Origin of the sequence: Eubacterium sp. An3, assembly GCF_002159465.1 — a bacterium.
GTDB lineage: Bacteria > Bacillota > Clostridia > Lachnospirales > Lachnospiraceae > Anaerobutyricum > Anaerobutyricum stercoris.
The window spans coordinates 129254-146994 of sequence record NZ_NFIR01000003.1 but is presented as its reverse complement, the minus strand read 5'-3'; the positions used below and the strand labels follow the sequence as shown (position 1 = coordinate 146994).

The window sequence follows — 17741 nt, the reverse complement described above, 5'->3', positions numbered from 1 at the left end:
CATAAAAACGTCAAAAACAGTGGGAGGGATTGTTATGGCAGCTTTGAAAAATGCATGTATCTGTTTCAGAAATCGTCTTCGCAGAGCATTGACAGCGGAAGACGGAATGGGCGTTGTTGAAGTGATCTTGATTATAGTTGTGCTGATCGGTCTTGTTATCATCTTCCAGACAAATATTAAAAGCGTGGTATCCACGATTTTTTCCACCATTGAAACCAATGCGGGAAAGATACGCTGATGCTCAGACAGGAAGAAGGACAGATTACCGTTTTTCTCTCGTTAATATTTTTTGTACTGCTTGGTCTGACTTTATGTGTGCTTGAAGGTATGTACAGTTTCATGGAATCTTCTCTGGCGGAAGATTCCATGAGAAGTGCGGGAAATTATGTCCTTGCTAATTATAACAGGAATCTTTTTGACAGATATCATATCTTTTTTCTGGATCCTAGAGAGCGGGGATTAATAGAAAGTGATGGAAAGAAGTATCTGTCGATGTGTCCTGGAAAAGAGAGTTTTTTCCGCTATTCCTGTGACAGTCTGGAAGTGACGGAAGAGAAAACGGCTGTGGATGAGGATGGGTTGTATCTGAAACATCAGATTCGTGAGTGGATGAAATACCGGGAGGTTACAAAGGCAGGGGAAGAACTCAAAAAGCTTTTTTCTTCCGCTTCTGATACCGGAACGGGGACGTCCCTGGCCCGGGCAGACATGGATAAGGCGGAGGCGGCCATTGAGGAATCGGAAAAGGCAAAAACAAGTGATACGGCGAATGCGGGCGATTCGGACGGTAACAATTCTTCCGGAAAGTCCGGAGAAAGCGGCGGCAGCCAGAATGTGCAGACAGGAGGAAAGACCGGAGTAAAGTGGGAAGAATTAAAAAGTCTTTTAACAAATATTACCCAGGCGGGAATCCTTGTATATGCGGCGGATGATGTGGGAGCAATATCAAAGCTCTCGATTTCCACAGACGGCCTTCCTTCCGGTCTGCAGTCGGCTGAAAATGATATGGTAGATTATTTTACGGGCGTTTTATCTTTTCTGAAAGTAGATGAGTGGAAGAAGATGCTGGGAGAGATACGGATGGACGAGTGGAACGGAACTGCTCTGACCGATGAATTTTATCTTTTGGAATATATAGAGGAAAACTTCAGAAACTACATGGATGACAATGGAAACGGGACGGCGCAGGGCAGCAGGATGGCGGAGGGAAAAAGAATCGATTCAGGAAATGCACTGTTGTATGAGGTGGAGTATCTGATTGCGGGAAAGGAATCGGATATGGATAATTTAAAGACGGTCGCAGACCGGATACTCTGTTTTCGCTTTTTGTCCAATTATATTTATCTCTCTCAGGATGCAAGATGGAAAACTGTGTCTGGCAGTGCAGCGGCCGCATTGACTGGGATACTTGGATTTCCACAGGCCCGGAAGGCGGTGCAGGTACTTCTCACTGCCGCCGTTACGTTTGGTGAATCTATGCTGGATATTCATGCGCTCCTGGCGGGAGACGAGGTTCCCATAATAAAAGATGCATCTACCTGGAATCTGACCCTGGAAAATGCGGCCACGCTTCTGCGCAATAAGGGGCCGGTTAAGCAGGGCAGAGTGAATGCGGATTATGCGGACTATCTGAAATTGCTGCTGTCGGCCAGAATGCAGAGAAATCGTATTTTGTTTCGTATGATGGATATTATGCAGCTGAATACGGCTCTGGAGGAACCGGGGTTCCTTATGAAAGAGTGTTTGTTCGCATTTCGATGGGAGTCTGAATTTTCCTGTGGAGGATGGTTCGACTTTTTTCCAGGTACCGGACAAAACAGTCCGGGAGGTTTCACAGTAAAGCTGGATCGGCTGAACAGCTATTGAGAGTGTGAAGGTTTTATTCAGGAGGAGGTGAAACGGGGTGTTCCTGATAAGATACGGCAAAAGCAATACCCGCCATGCGGTACTTATTATAAATAAAATAATAATTTTTTTTATGCGGTCTCTCCAAGCGCAAGTCGAGGCATGGCTGCAAAAGAGAAAGGGAGCACTCCGTTTTGTCTCCTGTGAAGGTACCGCCACAGTGGAAACCGCGCTGGCACTGCCATTATTCCTGTGCGCCGCTGTTGGACTGCTCATGCTGGGTAATCTTCTTCTTACAGAAGCTAAAATTCAGTACGCTCTGTCAAGAACAGCAGATATGTATGCAGTTAAAATGGCTCTGGATAATGTGGCGTCGAACCGGAATGATGATCTGACGGATGCACGGACGAAAAAAACAAGTATGCAAGATACCGCAGAGGATGCGGCGGATATGCTGCTGACGAACGCCGGTCTGCATATGATCTTTACTTCTGTGTATGAGGATACTTTGTCAGATGACACTTCTATATATGGAGGAAGAGCCGGTATAATTTTATCTGCGTCCCTGCTGGGAGAAGAGGAAACGGCTGTCAGGGTGCGCGCGTCTTATCGTCTCAAAATAGAAATTCCCTTTTTGGGAGAATATGCTTTTCCTGGGAAGGCGGAAGCAGTACAGCGTGTCTTCAGCGGGTATGTGGAACACGGCGGCGAGGCAGGAGGAAACAATGGAGGGGACGTGGTGTATGTGACAGAACATGGGAGCGTATATCATACCAGTTTATCCTGCAGCCATATCTGTCTTCGCATAGACGGAGACAGCGTAAAAAAAATATTGCAGGAAGATAAATATCAGGCGTGTGATAAATGTATGGATAATGGAAAAATTCCTTCTGTTCTTTATGTGACCAGATACGGAGATAAATATCACTCTTCCCTGGGCTGCAGCGGTTTAAAGAGAACAGTAAAAGCAATTCCCAGAGATGAAGCGGAGGGAATGAGGATGTGCAGCCGATGTGCGGCGGGGCAGAAATGAGAAAAGGAATTTGGAAAGGAAGCAGAGCGTTATGCGGGAAAGATTATTAAGGGAACAGGAGGGAATGATGACAGTGGAAGCGGCTGTGATTGTTCCCGCTGTATCCTTTATCCTGGTGGGAGTTGTTTTTTTCTTTCTCTTTTTTCTGGATATATCGGTGGCTAAAAGTGAGGCAATGCGTATCGCAAGTGAAACTGCGGCGGCCTGGAAATCAGATGGAAGCCTGATAACCGGTGTATATGATGAGAAGAAACTGTTGTCGAGGGATGTGTATTTTTTGGTGTCAGGAAACCGGAGTGAAATGGAAGGAAAGGCACAAAAGAGAATGGCTTCCAGAATGGATGAACGACTTCTGGTCAGCAAACGGAAAGAAAATTCAGTGACTGTCCGCATGAACCAGGTAAAGGTGGAAGCAGAGCTATGCTTTCGATGGCCCCTTCCCGGTGTGGAAAAGCTGATGGGAGAATTGTTGTCTTTTTCCTGTACGGTAGAATCTCCGTTGGATAATTGGGAAGAACAATTGAGATTGGGGGCGAGTTTGAAATGGAAATAGAAAAAGAAGGACTCCATACATACAGGGTGTCAGATTCTGTGCAAAATGAGTATTTCCTTTCAGTTGAATATCACACAATCCGATACAATCATCCGGATACTTTACTGCCTGTTCTGCTTCGGGAACAGGATGGAATGATAAAGCTGTTGTATGAACTGTCTGATACCAAAAGTCTGGAAGAAATTTCCGAAGAAAATAATTCTCATGGAAATAATTTTTCAAAAGTGGATTGCAGGATGCTGCTGCAAAGTCTGCGTCAGCTTTTAAAGGATCTGGATGAACTCCTGCTGGCCCCGGAACATATCAATTTTTCGCCGGGATGCATTTACAGAACAGGAGAAAACGGATTTCGGTGGATGTACTGCCCGGATGAGAGACATGATTTGGAGAAGGAAGTACAGCAGTTTTTTTCCTGGATGCTGTCTGAGATCAATTATGGGGATTCAGAAGCAGTACGTTATATTTATCATATTTATTGGATGATACGAAACAAAAAGTTTTCAGAGAAACTGATCGAAGACTGCCTGAATTATGAGGAAGATGTTCCGCGAAGCACTCCTTATGAGAGTTTCTTTGCAGAAGAAATTGCACAAAAAAGCAAGAAAGATGAGAGCGGCCCATCGGAAAAAGAACGGACGATGAATCCAGGAAAAAACATAAATCCAGAAAAAAGAATGAATCCGGAAAAAAACATAAATCCGGAAAAAAGAATGAATCCGGGAAAAAGGGAGACGAAAGGGAAAAGATTGCCGTTTATCGTGGAAATTATTATGGGAGTTTCAGCTGCGGCTTCTGCCATAATGGTGACAGCTTTGGGAATTTATTTGATGCGGAGCGGCAATGTGCCGCTGTATGACCGCTACTGGATAGCCGGCGTTCTGCTGGCTGTGCTTTTGGTTGAGGGAACTTATCAGATACACTGCCGGAGAAAAGCGGCAGTCCCGGATCGTGGAGAACAGATCGCAGAAACAGCTCTTTTTTTTCAGGAGGGAGAAGGAGACGAGGACACTGTACGGCTGGATATGGGAATGAAGAGAAAACAGCCGGTTTTAAAGGAGGAAGCCACCGGAGAGTTAATACCCGTTCAGAGTTATCCTTTTTATATAGGCAATGACAAGGGGCTGAATCAGCTGACTATTTATGACAATACGGTAAGCAGGAAGCATGCCGTTATTGAGCGGGGGGATATGGCGGGCATCTATATTTTAAAGGATCTGCAGTCGACCAATGGAACATGGGTGAATCATACGAGAATAGAAAATGATCAGGTACAGTTAAAAGACGGAGATGTACTCCGGTTTGCCGGGCATACATACCGTTTTGAAATTACAGATGGCTTTGTGTAGAACAGTTTATATGTAAAAAACAGGTCGTGGAAAGTTCTGCGGCAGGTCTACTGATTTTGCGGTTGCTTTTTTGTAAAATCCTATTATAATCATTTCCAAGATACTTTACTGTATTAGAAAACGAAATATGTTAAAATGCAGAGAGAAATATGCCGGAAGTGGAGGTAATATGGATTTTATAAATGAACTGCAGAGATTTCTGAACCGGCAGGGATTCGTAAGAGTCAAGGCCGATGGAGGTCTGCTGTGGATGAAGGAAAAGGAAACAAGGATAGAATTGATAGAGATTATACCGGAGAGGCTGCCCGGGCAGAACAGGCTGCCGGTCGCCCGGCAGGAAGAGCGGATCGGACGGCTGGAGAACCAGATCATGATTCGTCTGGGGAAGAAAACAGAAAGACTTACGCTGATGCTGTTTAGGGGAATGCCGGAAGGAAGAACGGTGGAAGAAATAATGCCGTATCCAAATATCTGGTGTCTGGATATGAGCGGCGGACGACTGTTTATATATGAGCATCAGAGAGGAGATTTTTATGGTATGAAAGATCGCCTGGAGCAATTTCTTGGCGATTATCGGAGGGCGGAACAAACTGCAGATAAAAATGAGCTGCGCCGGATGTTCCGGCCGGTCAATACAGTCCTGGTTGGCATAAATATTATGGTATTTCTTGTTTTGAGCCTTATGGGTAATGTGATGGACGCCGTTTTTATGGCGGATCATGGCGCTATGGTGTGGGATGCCGTGGTTGAACAGGGCGAATATTACCGGCTGTTCACCTCAACATTCATGCATTTTGGTGTTGAACATCTCGTTCAGAATATGCTCATTCTGCTCTTGATTGGTCCGAGACTGGAGAGAATCCTCGGAGGAGGAAAATACCTGGCGGTATATCTGGGATCAGGGATCGCCGCATCGTTAACCTCGTTGTTTGTCACACTGGCAAGAGATCCATACACTGTGTCAGCAGGCGCATCCGGAGCAATTTTTGGCGTTATGGGAGGACTGCTGTTTTTAATCATCAAGGATGTTGTACAAAAGAAAAGAAAACGGATGGAAGAGATTGGCCTAAGCGGTATGATATTTGTTATTGTTTCGGCATTGTCGTATGGTTTTACGACAACGGGGGTCGACAATGCAGCTCATGTGGGAGGTCTTGTGTGTGGATTCGTATTAACTGGAATATTGTCAATTCGGAAATGATTTCGTCAGAACTTAGTAAGTTTTCAAACACACAACGGTCACAACTTTTCTTTATACTATGACTCGTAAGATTAATTCTTATAAAAATCCTCTCCCCTCATAATGGATTTTGGCAGGCTGCTTCGGCAGCCTGTCATTTTTTAGGAGTTCTGCCAGACAGAACTCTTTTTATATAAAAAAATCCCGACAGAGAAAAAATTCTCCGCCGGGATATATTTTTGGCAAAATCAGTCTCCGAAGGAGATACCGAGAGTTTTTGCCTGTTTTACGATCTGATCATCCGGAGAAACGTATTTCAGTTTACCGGCTGTTTCTTTCAATGGGATAGAGGAAACTTCATAACCTTTCATGATTACCATTTTGCCGTAATCTTCGTTATGGATGAGTTCGGCAGCAGCAGCACCCAGACGGCTGGAGATAACGCGGTCGAAAGGAACCGGGCTTCCGCCTCTCTGAGTATGTCCAGGAATAGTCACACGTACTTCCTGGCCGGTTGCTTCCTCGATCTGTGCGGCCAGCTCATAACCTACAGTGGAGTGCTGACGGTTAGCCAGTTTCTCTTTGTACTGTTTTTTGGATAACTTGGCATCCTCTTTGGAGATGGCGCCTTCTGCCACCGCAAGGATGGTGAAACCTTTACCCTGCTCGGAACGACGTTTGATGGCTTCGATGACATGATTCAGGTTGTATGGAATCTCCGGAATCAGAATAACGTCAGCGCCTCCGGCAATACCGGCATGTAAAGTTACCCAGCCAACTTTGTGTCCCATGAGCTCAACAATAAATACACGGTCATGGGAAGCGGCAGTGGTATGAATACAGTCGATGGCGTTGGTTGCGATATCAACGGCACTCTGGAAACCAAAAGTCATATCAGTTCCCCACAGATCATTGTCGATGGTTTTTGGAAGGGATACAACATTTAAGCCCTCTTCACTTAACATATTGGCGGATTTCTGGCTTCCGTTTCCGCCGAGGACTACCAGACAGTCGAGATCAAGATATTTATAAGTGGATTTCATGGCTTCCACTTTGTCCACACCGTTTTCATCAGGAACGCGCATTAATTTAAATGGCTGTCTGGAAGTTCCGAGGATAGTTCCGCCCCGTGTCAGGATTCCTGAGAAATCTTTGGAAGTCAGACGTTTATAATTACCGTAGATTAACCCTTTATAACCGTCTTCAAAGCCGTAAAATTCTACGTTGCCTTCCAGGTGAATCAGTCCTTTTACAACACCACGCATGGTGGCATTTAAGCTCTGACAGTCTCCCCCGCTTGTTAACATACCAATTCTCTTCATTGTACCATTTCCTTTCTTTTCATCTGAGTAATCAGCAGGTGAATGGAGCGTGAATAGGTCACGGACCATTGGTTAATAAGTGTATTAAAGGTTAGTTAAAGCTCAATCCGGCCATCCAGAGCCCGCGAGAGAGTCACTTCATCGATGTATTCCAGCTCGCCGCCGATCGGCACGCCGCTGGCGATTCGCGTAATCCGGATACCTCTGGGCTTGACCTTCTTTGTGATATACATGGCGGTAGCCTCCCCGTCCAGACTGGAGTTGGTTGCCAGAATAAGCTCTTTGACAGGGGTATTATCCAGACGTTCTTCAAGCTCTTTGAAACGGATGTCGTCAGGTCCTTTGCCAAGGCTTGGGACGAGAGTACCTTGAAGAACATGGTAGACGCCGTTATACTGCCCGGTTTTTTCATAGGCAGCAAGATCCTGCGTATGTTCTACCACCATTATGGTGCTGTGATCCCGTTTGTCGCTGGAACAGATCGGGCAGATTTCCCGGTCTGTGAGTGTACAGCAGCATTTACAGTAACGAATATTTTTTCTTGCACTGACGAGAACCTCAGCCAGATGTTCCACATGCTCCTCGGGCATGTTGATAATGTGAAATGCAAGACGCTGCGCAGACTTGCTGCCGATACCCGGCAGACGGCGCAGCTCTTCGATCAGATTGGTAACCTGAGTGCCATAATAATTCATTAGAAGCCAAGACCTCCGCCAAGGCCGCCAAGACCACCGGTGAATTTTGCCATCTGATTCTGAGAATCGGTCTCCATGGCGCGGAGCGCTTCGTTGGCTGCGGCCATGATCAGATCTTCCAGCATTTCGATATCGTCAGGATCAACGACCTCTTCTGCGATTTTCACAGCGGTCACTTCACGTTTGCCGGAAACAGTAACGGAGACAACGCCGCCGCCGGCAGAAGCTTCATAGGTCTTTTCTTCAAGAGCCTGCTGAGTCTCCGCCATCTGTTTCTGCATTTTCTGTGCCTGTTTCATAAGATTATTCATGTTTCCCGGCATTCCGCCAGGAAAACCACCTCGTCTTGCCATAATAAAACCTCCATAAATATTAAAATGAATCCCTTGTAATCATTTATTCAAAGATTACAGTCTGATGAATTTTGCTTAAATCAATAAAGCTGGATGGCTGTCCTCCAGTTTCCTGATTGTGGACAGAACATTCAAATTTGACACGCTTGCCCGTTTGTTCAGCGACAATATCGGAAAGAATTCCCAGATTATGCTGATGATTTCTCTCGAAATAATTTTTCTCAATGTCGTCCCGCTCAAAAACCAGCTGAATAATGCTGCTGTCCTCCGAAACCGCAATGCGGGCGGCCTGTAGGAACTTCTGCATAGGCATGGCGGTCTGAGCCACAATGGTGTTCCAGCTGGAAGCAATGGCCTTTAAGTCGGCGGCCTCCGCCGGAGAAAACCGCTCCTTAAGGGCGTTCGCAGCATTTTCAGAAGAATTAAGAGAATCTTCGCTGCCGCCATTCATACTGCCATTGCCTGCAGCACCGGAACCATAAGCTGCGCCGCTGCCCCCCATACCGCCTGTGCCCGGACCGGCAGCACCGTATCCGCCCGGACCGGCCGACTGTACGGGAATCCCCTCGGCTATTTTCTGTTCCAGTATATGCACTCTGTCCAGCAGACTTCCGGTATCAGTCTCCATCTGCGGTGTGCAGAGCCGGATAAATCCCACTTCCAGAAGAATCCTTTTCTGGGTGGCATTGCGAATCTGGCCGGATAAGTCAGACAGAACACGGATAAACCGCAGCAGGGTGTTTGTCTCGATCAGTGACGCTTCTTCCTGCAGCACTGCAATGGATTCCGTGGACAGATCCAGACTGTCCTCCATGCCATTCTGATCCTTGATGATCAGAAGATTGCGGAGATACCAGAGAAAATCTGCCAGGAATTGTGATAATTCCCGTCCTTCCGTGATCATCTGGTCGACAGTATGAAGAACGGCGATGGTGTCGTGCGCCAGAATATTCCGCAGAAGCTGACTGAAAACAGCGGTATCCACGGTCCCCAGAACCTCAAGGACATTGTCGTAAGTCAGGGTCTGGTTTAGATAAAAGGCGATGCACTGATCCAGAAGGCTCAGAGCGTCACGCATGGAACCATCAGCAGCCCGGGCAATATAACGGAGAGCCTTCTCCTCGGCAGGAATGCCTTCCTTTTCCATTAAATGTACCAGATGACTTGTGATGGTATCGATGGAAATGCGTTTGAAATCATATTTCTGGCACCGGGAGAGTATGGTCACCGGAATCTTGTGTTTTTCAGTAGTGGCAAGGATAAATATAACGTAGGACGGCGGTTCTTCAAGCGTCTTTAAGAGAGCGTTGAAGGCGCCGGAAGATAACATGTGAACTTCGTCGATGATATATACTTTATATTTACCCTCAACGGGAGAGTACTGCACCTGCTCACGGATTTCCCGGATATGATCCACTCCGTTGTTGGAAGCGGCGTCAATCTCCAGAACATCCAGAGAACTCTGATTATTGATGGCCTGGCAGGACGGACACTGATTGCACGGATTGCCGTCCACCGGATGCTGGCAATTCACTGCCTTTGCAAAAAGCTTCGCGATGGATGTTTTGCCGGTTCCCCTTGTGCCGCAGAAAAGATATGCGTGACCGATTCTGTCATAGAGGATCTCATTGCGCAGAGTCCGCACGATGGCATCCTGACCCTGAACCTCATCAAAATCGTTCGGGCGCCATTTTCGATATAAAGCCATGTAAGCCATGAAAATCACTCTCCCCAGTAAAGTATCTATTACCCGAACATTTTAGCATATTTACACAGGAATGACAATTTTCATTTCAATAAATACCGGGAAAAATACTGTAAAAAGCTATGTCGTTCCTGGTTCTGTGCAGGAATTTTCTCCAGTTTTTCCAGCATCTTCGGAGAAATCCAGCTTTTTCGGTGATTGTAATACTGATTGGAAATCTTCCAGAATTTTTCCGGATATAAAAAGAGAAGATAGAGAAAGCGAAGGTCATGGATATCTATGGAACGCTGCTCTGAATATCCGGCTATTCCCCGCTCAAAAAGCCGCCAGTCATAATGATTTTTTTCCATGGTTTTGCGCAGGAACAAATAGAGATCCATGAGGTAAGGCTGATAGCAGATGGATTCAAAACCCACGGTGGCCACCGTGCCGTCCGGGAGTATTAAAATGTTATGGTGATGGTAGGCGCCGTGGCAGACTCCGCAGGCTGAGGAATCATCCTTCAGGTCCATCTGCTGCAGCGTATCAAAAGCTTGCACAGCCTCCTCATAAAACGTATGAAAATACTTCATGTATAACAGCTCAAAGGCTTTTTTACGGTTTACTTTGCCTATATAGCGCCGGATAGTCCGAAGTTCCTGATTACGCCGGGCAAAAATAAGAGAGACAGGTTCGGTGCGGGGATTTTCAAAAGGTATATCAGAAATACCGGCAGATGTTTTGTGAAGAAGCGCCAGATTCCGGCAGGCGGCGTAGACATCTGTTTCACTGTGCAGATCGCATTCACGTCCGGGAAAGTAATGTTTTAAAACAAAAGGGGTATGGTAGCGGTCATAGACCACCAGACTGTTCTCTTTTGAGATAAAATATCGGTCCGTCAGGGAAAATCCTGCTTCTGAAAGCTTTTCCTTCCATTCATATTCTATGGCGAGCTTTCGGAGGGAACTGTGATACTCCTTCAAAAGGGCAAGCCCCTGGTCAGTCTCGCACTGAAAGGTTCCCCGGCTTCGAAAGGTGGAAATGACCTTCACATCATACTGCTCTAACAATTCACGGTACTTATCATTCACAATGATCCCTCCAAACAAAAAAGCAGGTTTCCGGTGGCATGGTCTATCCTATGACCGGCGCAGGAGGGTTATGACAGAAAGTAAAAAGTAAAAACAGCCCCGCGTTAGCGGAGCTGTCTGTAGATCTTAAGAGCAAGTTCCTTAAGATAAGAATATTCATTTAATTCCGGATGTTCAAGAACCATGGAAAGAAGAGTGTTAAGAATCGCTCCAATGACCTTGCCTTCCCTGATTCCCAGTGCCTTTAACTGATTTCCGTTGATCTTCAAATCCTTTAGAGAGAGACAGTCCTGGTCTTTAAGAATCTCCTCGTAGGCTTCCCAGGTTTCTTTTAAGATGGCGAGTTTTTCCGCCTGATAATAATCGCTCTGAGAGCGGACATCGGCTTCCATGACCTTCAGAAGGTAAGGAAACAGCGTCGGTCCGATAGAATGCATTACCTTGCGGACGTGCCGCCGCCCATTGGTTTTCGGATCCTTGAAACGAATATCATGATGAGAAATGAGCTGGCAGACAATCTGAATGGTCTTATTGTCAAATTTAAGACGTTTCAGAATCTCTTTGCTCATATCTGCGCCCACTTTATAGTGATTATAAAAGTGGTCAATACCATATTCATCTGTAGTTTTGGTAGCAGGTTTACCCACATCGTGAAGCAGCATGGTCAGCCGCAGCACCGGATTGGGTTCAATGGTGCGTACTGCGTGGAGCGTGTGTTCACCCACCGAATAACAGTGATGAGGATTCCGCTGCGCCGTGTCCATCATCCGGTCAAATTCCGGAAAGAATACAGCGGTCAGTCCTGTGGAATATGCCTCCTTCAAGATCTCCGGATGGCCGGAGATCAGAAGCTTCAGCAGCTCCATCTGAATCCGCTCGGCGCTCACATCCCTGATATTCTCGCAGCAGGCGGCGATGGCCTCCCGGGTGGAATGTTCAATGCGGAAATTCAGCTGTCCGGCAAAACGGACGGCACGCAGCATACGAAGGGCGTCTTCTTCGAAACGGTCTTTCGCCTGTCCCACGCAGCGGATCACTTTATTTTCAAGATCGTCCATGCCTCCGAACAGGTCGATAAGACCGTCCGCATCGTTGTAGGCCATGGCATTGATGGTGAAATCCCGGCGCATCAGATCCTCCCGCAGGCTGGTGGTGAAGGTTACATCATTGGGACGGCGGTGATCTTCATAGGTTCCGTCAATGCGGTAGGTGGTTACTTCGTAGCCCACTTTGTCCATCATCACCGTGACCGTACCGTGTTTGATGCCGGTGTCGATGGTTTTGGCAAAGAGAGCCTTCACTTGTTCCGGCCGGGCAGAAGTGGTGATGTCCCAGTCAGAAGGCGTCTTGCCGAGAATGGAGTCCCGGACGCAGCCGCCCACCACAAAGGCTTCGTAGCCATGGGAAGAGAGGGTCTGTATGATGCTGGCAGCCTGTTTTGGAATATATAATTTCATGGGAAAACCCTCCTGTCATAATAAAATATCTTTCAGCACTTTTAAAAACAATCATACCACATTTTCCGGTATTTGCTAAGGGGGATTTGCATATATATAAGCGAGATTGTACGTATAAGCGGGATCTATGTGAACATGAATCAAAAACGGGAGGTTTCCCATGATAAAAAGAAACTTGCCGAAACCGGGATGCGCATGTGCGGCAGCGCGCATCGCCGTTATTCTGTGTATGACGGCCGTTCTCTGCCTGGCTGCCTGGGGGTGTGTCAGGACGCTGAATCTGAACGGGCAGAAGAAAAATGTGGAATATGTTATTTGTAAAGACAGTAATCTTCCCGATCAGCTGAAAACTCTTCTGGAAGAAAAGAAAAAAAATCCCGGTACATTTACTTACAGGAATTCCCGGTACATTTATCTTGTAGTTTGCTACGGGAAAAGAGCTTACAGTGGATACAGTGTCAAAATTGAAGATTGCTGGCGCAGCGAAGAAACGCTTTTTCTCCGGACACAGCTCATGGGACCGGCCGCCGGGGAAGATATCGTAGAGACGGACACCTACCCATATATTGTGGTGCGGTGTCAGCAGATGGATGTTTTCTGCGTGATTGAGGACTGATAAAAGGAGATTCATATATAACGGTGACGGAGAGGCGGGAGTTTCGGGGAGGAACATGATCCGGGATTCCTGTGCATATCGCAGGATTCCCTCGCATATAATGCATAGAAAGGTATAAGGGAGGATTTTATGAAGATTGAAAAGAAAACGGTACAGTCCGGTATTTTAAAGCTGGAAAAAAATGTACAGATTACCATAGATCAGGATATGAATGTGCCGGATACAAAGCCGGATGTGGAAAAGGTGGTGGAGAGCCGAGGAGAGGTTCATGTTGATGAGATTGAAATGCTGACGGACCGCATCCGTATCCGGGGGATGTTTTTGGTTCAGATATTGTATCTCAGCGCGGAAAAAGAGCAAAAAATCTCCTGTATGGAGCATGAGTTCGCTCTGGAAGAATTTATGAACGTGGAGGGTACTCAGCCCACGGATGCAGCGAAAGTATCGGTGGATTTGGAAGACCTGACTGTCTCTGTCATCAATTCAAGAAAATGTGGTGTGCGCTCCGTATTGTTTTTCCACATACATATTTCTGAGACTAAGTTTGTGGAGTGCAGCGTGGGAGTAGAACAAAAAGATAAAGTACAGTGTCTTTATGAATCCACGCCGATGACGGAAGTGGTTCTCTACAAAAAGGATATTCAGCGAATACGGGCGGACGTGACACTGCCGGCAGGAAAGCCGAATATCCGGGAAATCCTGTGGAACTCCATGCAGCTTCGGGATGTGGATGTGCGGATGATGGAAGGAAAGCTTCTGATCAGGGGAGAGCTTTTTCTGTTTATACTGTACCAGAGTGAGGAGGAGCAGGAGCCGGTACAATATTATGACTGGGAGATTCCATTTACCAATGAACTGGAATGTTCTGACAGCCAGGAAAATCTGATTGGAAATATTGCGGTGACTCTGGGCAGTCACCAGTCTGTCATAAAGCCGGATGAAGATGGGGAGCCGCGGAATGTGGAAGTGGATGCGGTTCTCGAGCTGGATTTGAAGGCATATAAGGAATTGCAGATGCCGGTGTTAAAAGATATGTATGCCAATAACCGTAAACTGCGGTTAAAGACAAGACCGGTAAAATTTGAAAATCTCATATTCCAGAATAATGCAAAGACCAAAATAACATACCGGGTAAATTCCGAGGGAAATCCTTATAAGCTGCTGCAGATACTCAATGTAGAAGGAACAGTAAAAATCGAAGATGTTAGATTTGAGGAAAACGGCATCGCTACGGAGGGGCTGATTTTCTGCAGGGTGCTTTATATTGCGGGAGATGACGGCACGCCGATGCAGGCAAAGGAAGTGGTGATTCCATTTGAATATCTGGTTGAAACGCAGTCGGTCAGTCCGTCTAACCGTTGTGAGATCCGCGGGGTTCTGGAACAGATTGGCGGTTATGTGGTGGATGGAAACGAGCTGGAAATCCGCGCGGTGGCAGGCATATATGTGACTGGATTTGCCCAAATGGATATAGATATGATTGAAGATGTGGAAGAGCTGCCGTATGATGACGAGGAGCTGGCACAGATTCCGTCCATAACCGGTTATGTGGTAAAACCAGGCGACACGCTGTGGATGATCGCTAAACGTTATGGAACTACCATAGAAAAAATCCGGCAGTATAATGAAAATGTGGAGGAACCGCTGGAAACCGGACGAAAACTGTTTCTTATTAAAGCTATGGATGCGGTCATCGGGGAGTAAATTTCACTGGAACAGTTGACGAAATCATAGAATAGTGCTATGATAGGAATCAGAAAAATCTGTTTCAGGGCGAGGTGAGATTCCTCACTGGTGGTGACAGGCCAAGACCTTAAGTCCACGAGCCGAAAGCGTGCGTATGCGCGCTGAGGTTGAATGGGTTAGAATCCCATACCAACGGTATAGTCCGGATGAAAGAAACGATAGTTGATTATGTTTTTTTGTTGTCCTGAAATTTATATTTCAGGACTTTTTTTATTGGCGGCAGTTCCATCGGGATTTCCGTTCCACAAAAACTTCAATCAGCGAAATACCTGGCAGATTCTTCGAAAATATTATTTTTGAGGAGGAATTTGCAATGTCAGACGAAAGGATGCGCCGCCCGCAGGCACGCGCAAAAGCAGAAGTACACCCGCAGGCAGGAGCCGGAGCCCTGGAAGGCGTCGGCAAAACGAAGAAAATGGTGACCATGGCAATGATGGTGGCAATTTCAGTGGCACTTGTTTATCTGGTTCATTTCCCGATCATGCCGATGGTTCCATTCCTGGAATATGATCCGGCGGATATTCCGATTCTTATCGGTACCTTTGCATTTGGTCCGGCAGCCGGACTGATGCTTACCGTAGTGACTTCTGTTGTACAGGGATTGACAGTCAGCGCCGGCAGCGGATTTTACGGCATTCTGATGCATATCATCGCTACGAGTGCTCTGGTGGTGACAGCGGGTACTGTATATTACAGCAGAAAAACAAGACGGACGGCATTGATCGGACTTCTGGCAGGTATGGCAGTGATGGCGCTCATCATGATACCGGCCAACATGATCATTACCCCGGCTTTCATGGGCGTTCCGACCGGAACAGTCTGGAGCCTGATGCCGTTTATCATTGCATTTAACGTGATCAAAGCGGGTATCAATGGTCTTGTTACATTTTACATTTACAAAAGAATTTCCAATTTTCTGCACAGCTTTTTAAGCAGATAGATGCGATGTAAAATATGATACGCAGGCAGAGATAAGAAAGACATAATAAAAGGCTTTCGCCCCGGAATCTAAGAACACATTTTCTGAGATTTCCGAAAGGCGGAAGCCTTTTTTGCTGTAATAGGTTTAAATGTTATCAGCCGGATGCCGGGGAAATCTTTCTCCCGGCTTACTCTTGTATTGCCTGAATAACGCCTTCCTGCTGGTTCTTCAGGTGGGTCCGCATGATCTGTTTGGCGGTCTCGCTGTCCTGGTTGAAGATGGCGTGAAGCAGTTGTTCATGTTCCGTCACCAGCACGGAATGCTGCTCGATATCCTTGACATATTCCATGCGGTAGCGGTAGAACTGTTCCCGAAGATTGTTGATGATGGTGATCAGTCTGTCATTGCAGGTCGCCTGAAAAATAGCGTCGTGAAACTGCTCGTCCTTCTCCACAATGTCGATAATATCATTGGTCTGAGCGGCCTCGACAAACTGCCGGTGCGCCTCTTTTAATTTCTCTTTCCCTTCCTCGGTAATCCGCTCGCAGGCGAGAGAGGCGGCAAACTCCTCCAGCACACAGCGGATTTCTATAACGTCCCGGAGGCTTTTTTCCGTAATCTTCGCCACCTGCGCGCCTTTCCGGGGAATCATGATGACAAGTCCCTCCAGCTCCAGCTTCCGGATGGCCTCCCGCACCGGTGTGCGGCTGACGCCCAGACGGTTGGCGAGAGAAATCTCCATCAGACGCTCTCCCGGGGCGAATTCGCCGGTAATGATGGCGCGGCGAAGGGTGTTGAAAACCACGTCCCGGAGAGGAAGATATTCATTCATGGTATCTTTTAAATGGTCCTGATTCTGATTCATATGAAGTCTCCTGTTTGTGTGTGATTTTTAGTGCTTTACGATAAAAAATGTATCAATGTGCCGCCGGTCTCGGATGCAGTGATTTGTTAAAAGGCCGGACCACGGCGGTCTGCCGTACAGCCGGGTGACGCCGGCATGCCCTGGCGGCATGTTCCGCTTCTTCTTTTGAAGTGAAAATACCAAAAACGGTCGGGCCGCTGCCGCTCATCAAAGCGTTCAGAGCGCCGTTTTTCTTCATGATGGTTTTCAACTCGTCAATGGCAGGATAATGCTGCTTCGTCACCTGTTCCAGTACATTTCCCATGCGGTCGGTGACGCCGGTGAGATCGTGGTTTTTAAGAGCGCTGACCATACCGTCAATATCAGGGTGGGCTGTATGTTCATCCAGAGTCAGATGTTCATAGACAAACTTTGTGGACATGGAAAATCCCGGTTTAACTATGAGAAACCAGCAGCCGGGAACCGGAGGCAGAGGGGTGAGAATCTCCCCGATACCTTCGGAGAGGGCCGTTCCCCGCATGATGCAGTAAGGAATATCTGCCCCCAGGGAGACGCCGTATTCCATGAGCTTTTCCTGTGTGATGTTCAGGGAGAAAAGTTGATTCATCCCCACAAAAGCGGCAGCCGCGTCGGTACTTCCGCCTGCCATTCCGGCGGCTACAGGGATTCGTTTTATGATATTTGCGCTGACCCCGTCCTTGATGCCATACTCCCGGCGTATGATATCAATGGCGCGGTAAACAAGATTTTTTTCATTAACAGGAAGATACGGCAGATTTGTCCGCAGAGAAATATTGCCGGAATGATTCCGTTCCAAAATAATCCGGTCGTAAAGCTTGACCGTCTGCATGATCATTCGCACTTCGTGGTATCCATCTTCCCGTCTTCGGATAACGTCCAGCCCGAGATTCACCTTTCCATAGGCTTTCAAATGTAAGGGTTGTGCCATAAAATTGTTCCTCCTGTGTATCTTGTATACATGAATTATATCTTATTTTGGGCAAAAATCAAGAAAAGAAGCGGAAGAAGTGCA

17 protein-coding genes and 1 riboswitch are annotated in these 17741 nt (G+C 46.9%); of the genes, 9 read left to right on the top strand and 8 right to left on the bottom strand.

Going from position 1 to position 17741, the window contains the following annotated elements; translation table 11 throughout:
* Positions 1-34: 34 nt before the first annotated feature.
* From B5F87_RS04985 to B5F87_RS04960, 6 genes are all read left to right on the top strand, one after another.
* Positions 35-238, top strand: coding sequence for a Flp1 family type IVb pilin (locus B5F87_RS04985; RefSeq protein ID WP_087277713.1), 204 nt, complete (start codon positions 35-37; stop codon positions 236-238).
* Entirely contained in the window at positions 238-1866 is a 1629-nt protein-coding gene (locus tag B5F87_RS04980) for a DUF5702 domain-containing protein (protein WP_087277711.1), read from the top strand. Before B5F87_RS04985 ends, B5F87_RS04980 begins: the two co-directional genes overlap by 1 nt.
* Positions 1867-1903: 37 nt before the next feature.
* Entirely contained in the window at positions 1904-2878 is a 975-nt protein-coding gene (locus B5F87_RS04975; protein ID WP_087277708.1) for a TadE/TadG family type IV pilus assembly protein, read from the top strand.
* A gap of 31 nt (positions 2879-2909) precedes the next feature.
* Entirely contained in the window at positions 2910-3431 is a 522-nt protein-coding gene (locus B5F87_RS04970; protein WP_087277705.1) for a hypothetical protein, read from the top strand.
* Entirely contained in the window at positions 3422-4777 is a 1356-nt protein-coding gene (locus tag B5F87_RS04965; RefSeq protein ID WP_087277702.1) for a DUF6382 domain-containing protein, read from the top strand. The genes B5F87_RS04970 and B5F87_RS04965 overlap by 10 nt, the downstream gene beginning before the upstream one ends.
* 169 nt (positions 4778-4946) lie before the next feature.
* Positions 4947-5978 carry a rhomboid family intramembrane serine protease gene (locus B5F87_RS04960; protein ID WP_158096960.1) on the top strand — a complete coding sequence of 344 codons (1032 nt, stop codon included), beginning with the start codon at positions 4947-4949 and terminating at the stop codon, positions 5976-5978.
* Positions 5979-6205: 227 nt separating this feature from the next.
* Here the strand turns inward: B5F87_RS04960 and B5F87_RS04955 are convergent, their stop codons facing one another.
* The 6 genes from B5F87_RS04955 to B5F87_RS04930 form a co-directional block, all read right to left on the bottom strand.
* Entirely contained in the window at positions 6206-7279 is a 1074-nt protein-coding gene (locus tag B5F87_RS04955; protein WP_087277696.1) for an ATP-dependent 6-phosphofructokinase, read from the bottom strand.
* Between the two features lie 95 nt (positions 7280-7374).
* Positions 7375-7974, bottom strand: coding sequence for a recombination mediator RecR (gene recR / locus B5F87_RS04950; protein ID WP_087277694.1), 600 nt, complete (start codon positions 7972-7974; stop codon positions 7375-7377).
* Positions 7974-8327: a YbaB/EbfC family nucleoid-associated protein gene (locus tag B5F87_RS04945; RefSeq protein ID WP_087277691.1), complete on the bottom strand. Its 354-nt coding sequence runs from the start codon at positions 8325-8327 to the stop codon at positions 7974-7976. Before B5F87_RS04945 ends, recR begins: the two co-directional genes overlap by 1 nt.
* Before the next feature lie 43 nt (positions 8328-8370).
* Positions 8371-10044 carry a DNA polymerase III subunit gamma/tau gene (gene dnaX, locus B5F87_RS04940; protein ID WP_087277688.1) on the bottom strand — a complete coding sequence of 558 codons (1674 nt, stop codon included), beginning with the start codon at positions 10042-10044 and terminating at the stop codon, positions 8371-8373.
* Positions 10045-10115: 71 nt separating this feature from the next.
* A complete protein-coding gene (locus tag B5F87_RS04935; RefSeq protein WP_158096959.1) occupies positions 10116-11102 on the bottom strand; it encodes a phosphotransferase in 987 nt (328 codons plus the stop codon).
* Positions 11103-11206: 104 nt separating this feature from the next.
* The gene (locus B5F87_RS04930; protein ID WP_087277682.1) at positions 11207-12559 is read right to left on the bottom strand and encodes a CCA tRNA nucleotidyltransferase; all 1353 of its coding nucleotides are present in this window, start codon (positions 12557-12559) and stop codon (positions 11207-11209) included.
* A 160-nt stretch (positions 12560-12719) separates the two neighbouring features.
* Between B5F87_RS04930 and B5F87_RS04925 the strand changes: the two genes are divergently transcribed.
* The 3 genes from B5F87_RS04925 to B5F87_RS04915 all read left to right on the top strand — a co-directional run bounded on the left by B5F87_RS04925 (position 12720) and on the right by B5F87_RS04915 (position 15861).
* Positions 12720-13175 (top strand): protease complex subunit PrcB family protein, encoded by a 456-nt coding sequence (locus tag B5F87_RS04925; RefSeq protein WP_087277679.1) that lies wholly within the window; start codon positions 12720-12722, stop codon positions 13173-13175.
* A gap of 129 nt (positions 13176-13304) precedes the next feature.
* Positions 13305-14879: an SPOCS domain-containing protein gene (locus tag B5F87_RS04920; protein ID WP_087277676.1), complete on the top strand. Its 1575-nt coding sequence runs from the start codon at positions 13305-13307 to the stop codon at positions 14877-14879.
* Between the two features lie 56 nt (positions 14880-14935).
* Positions 14936-15083: riboswitch (FMN riboswitch) on the top strand.
* 151 nt (positions 15084-15234) lie between these two features.
* Positions 15235-15861: an ECF transporter S component gene (locus B5F87_RS04915; protein WP_343215726.1), complete on the top strand. Its 627-nt coding sequence runs from the start codon at positions 15235-15237 to the stop codon at positions 15859-15861.
* Positions 15862-16030: 169 nt separating this feature from the next.
* Here the strand turns inward: B5F87_RS04915 and B5F87_RS04910 are convergent, their stop codons facing one another.
* Together B5F87_RS04910 and ispE are read right to left on the bottom strand one after the other, a co-directional pair.
* Positions 16031-16708, bottom strand: a complete 678-nt coding sequence (locus B5F87_RS04910) for a GntR family transcriptional regulator (protein WP_087277673.1) — start codon at positions 16706-16708, stop codon at positions 16031-16033.
* A gap of 52 nt (positions 16709-16760) precedes the next feature.
* Positions 16761-17657 carry a 4-(cytidine 5'-diphospho)-2-C-methyl-D-erythritol kinase gene (gene ispE / locus B5F87_RS04905; protein WP_087277670.1) on the bottom strand — a complete coding sequence of 299 codons (897 nt, stop codon included), beginning with the start codon at positions 17655-17657 and terminating at the stop codon, positions 16761-16763.
* Between the last annotated feature and the right edge of the window lie 84 nt (positions 17658-17741).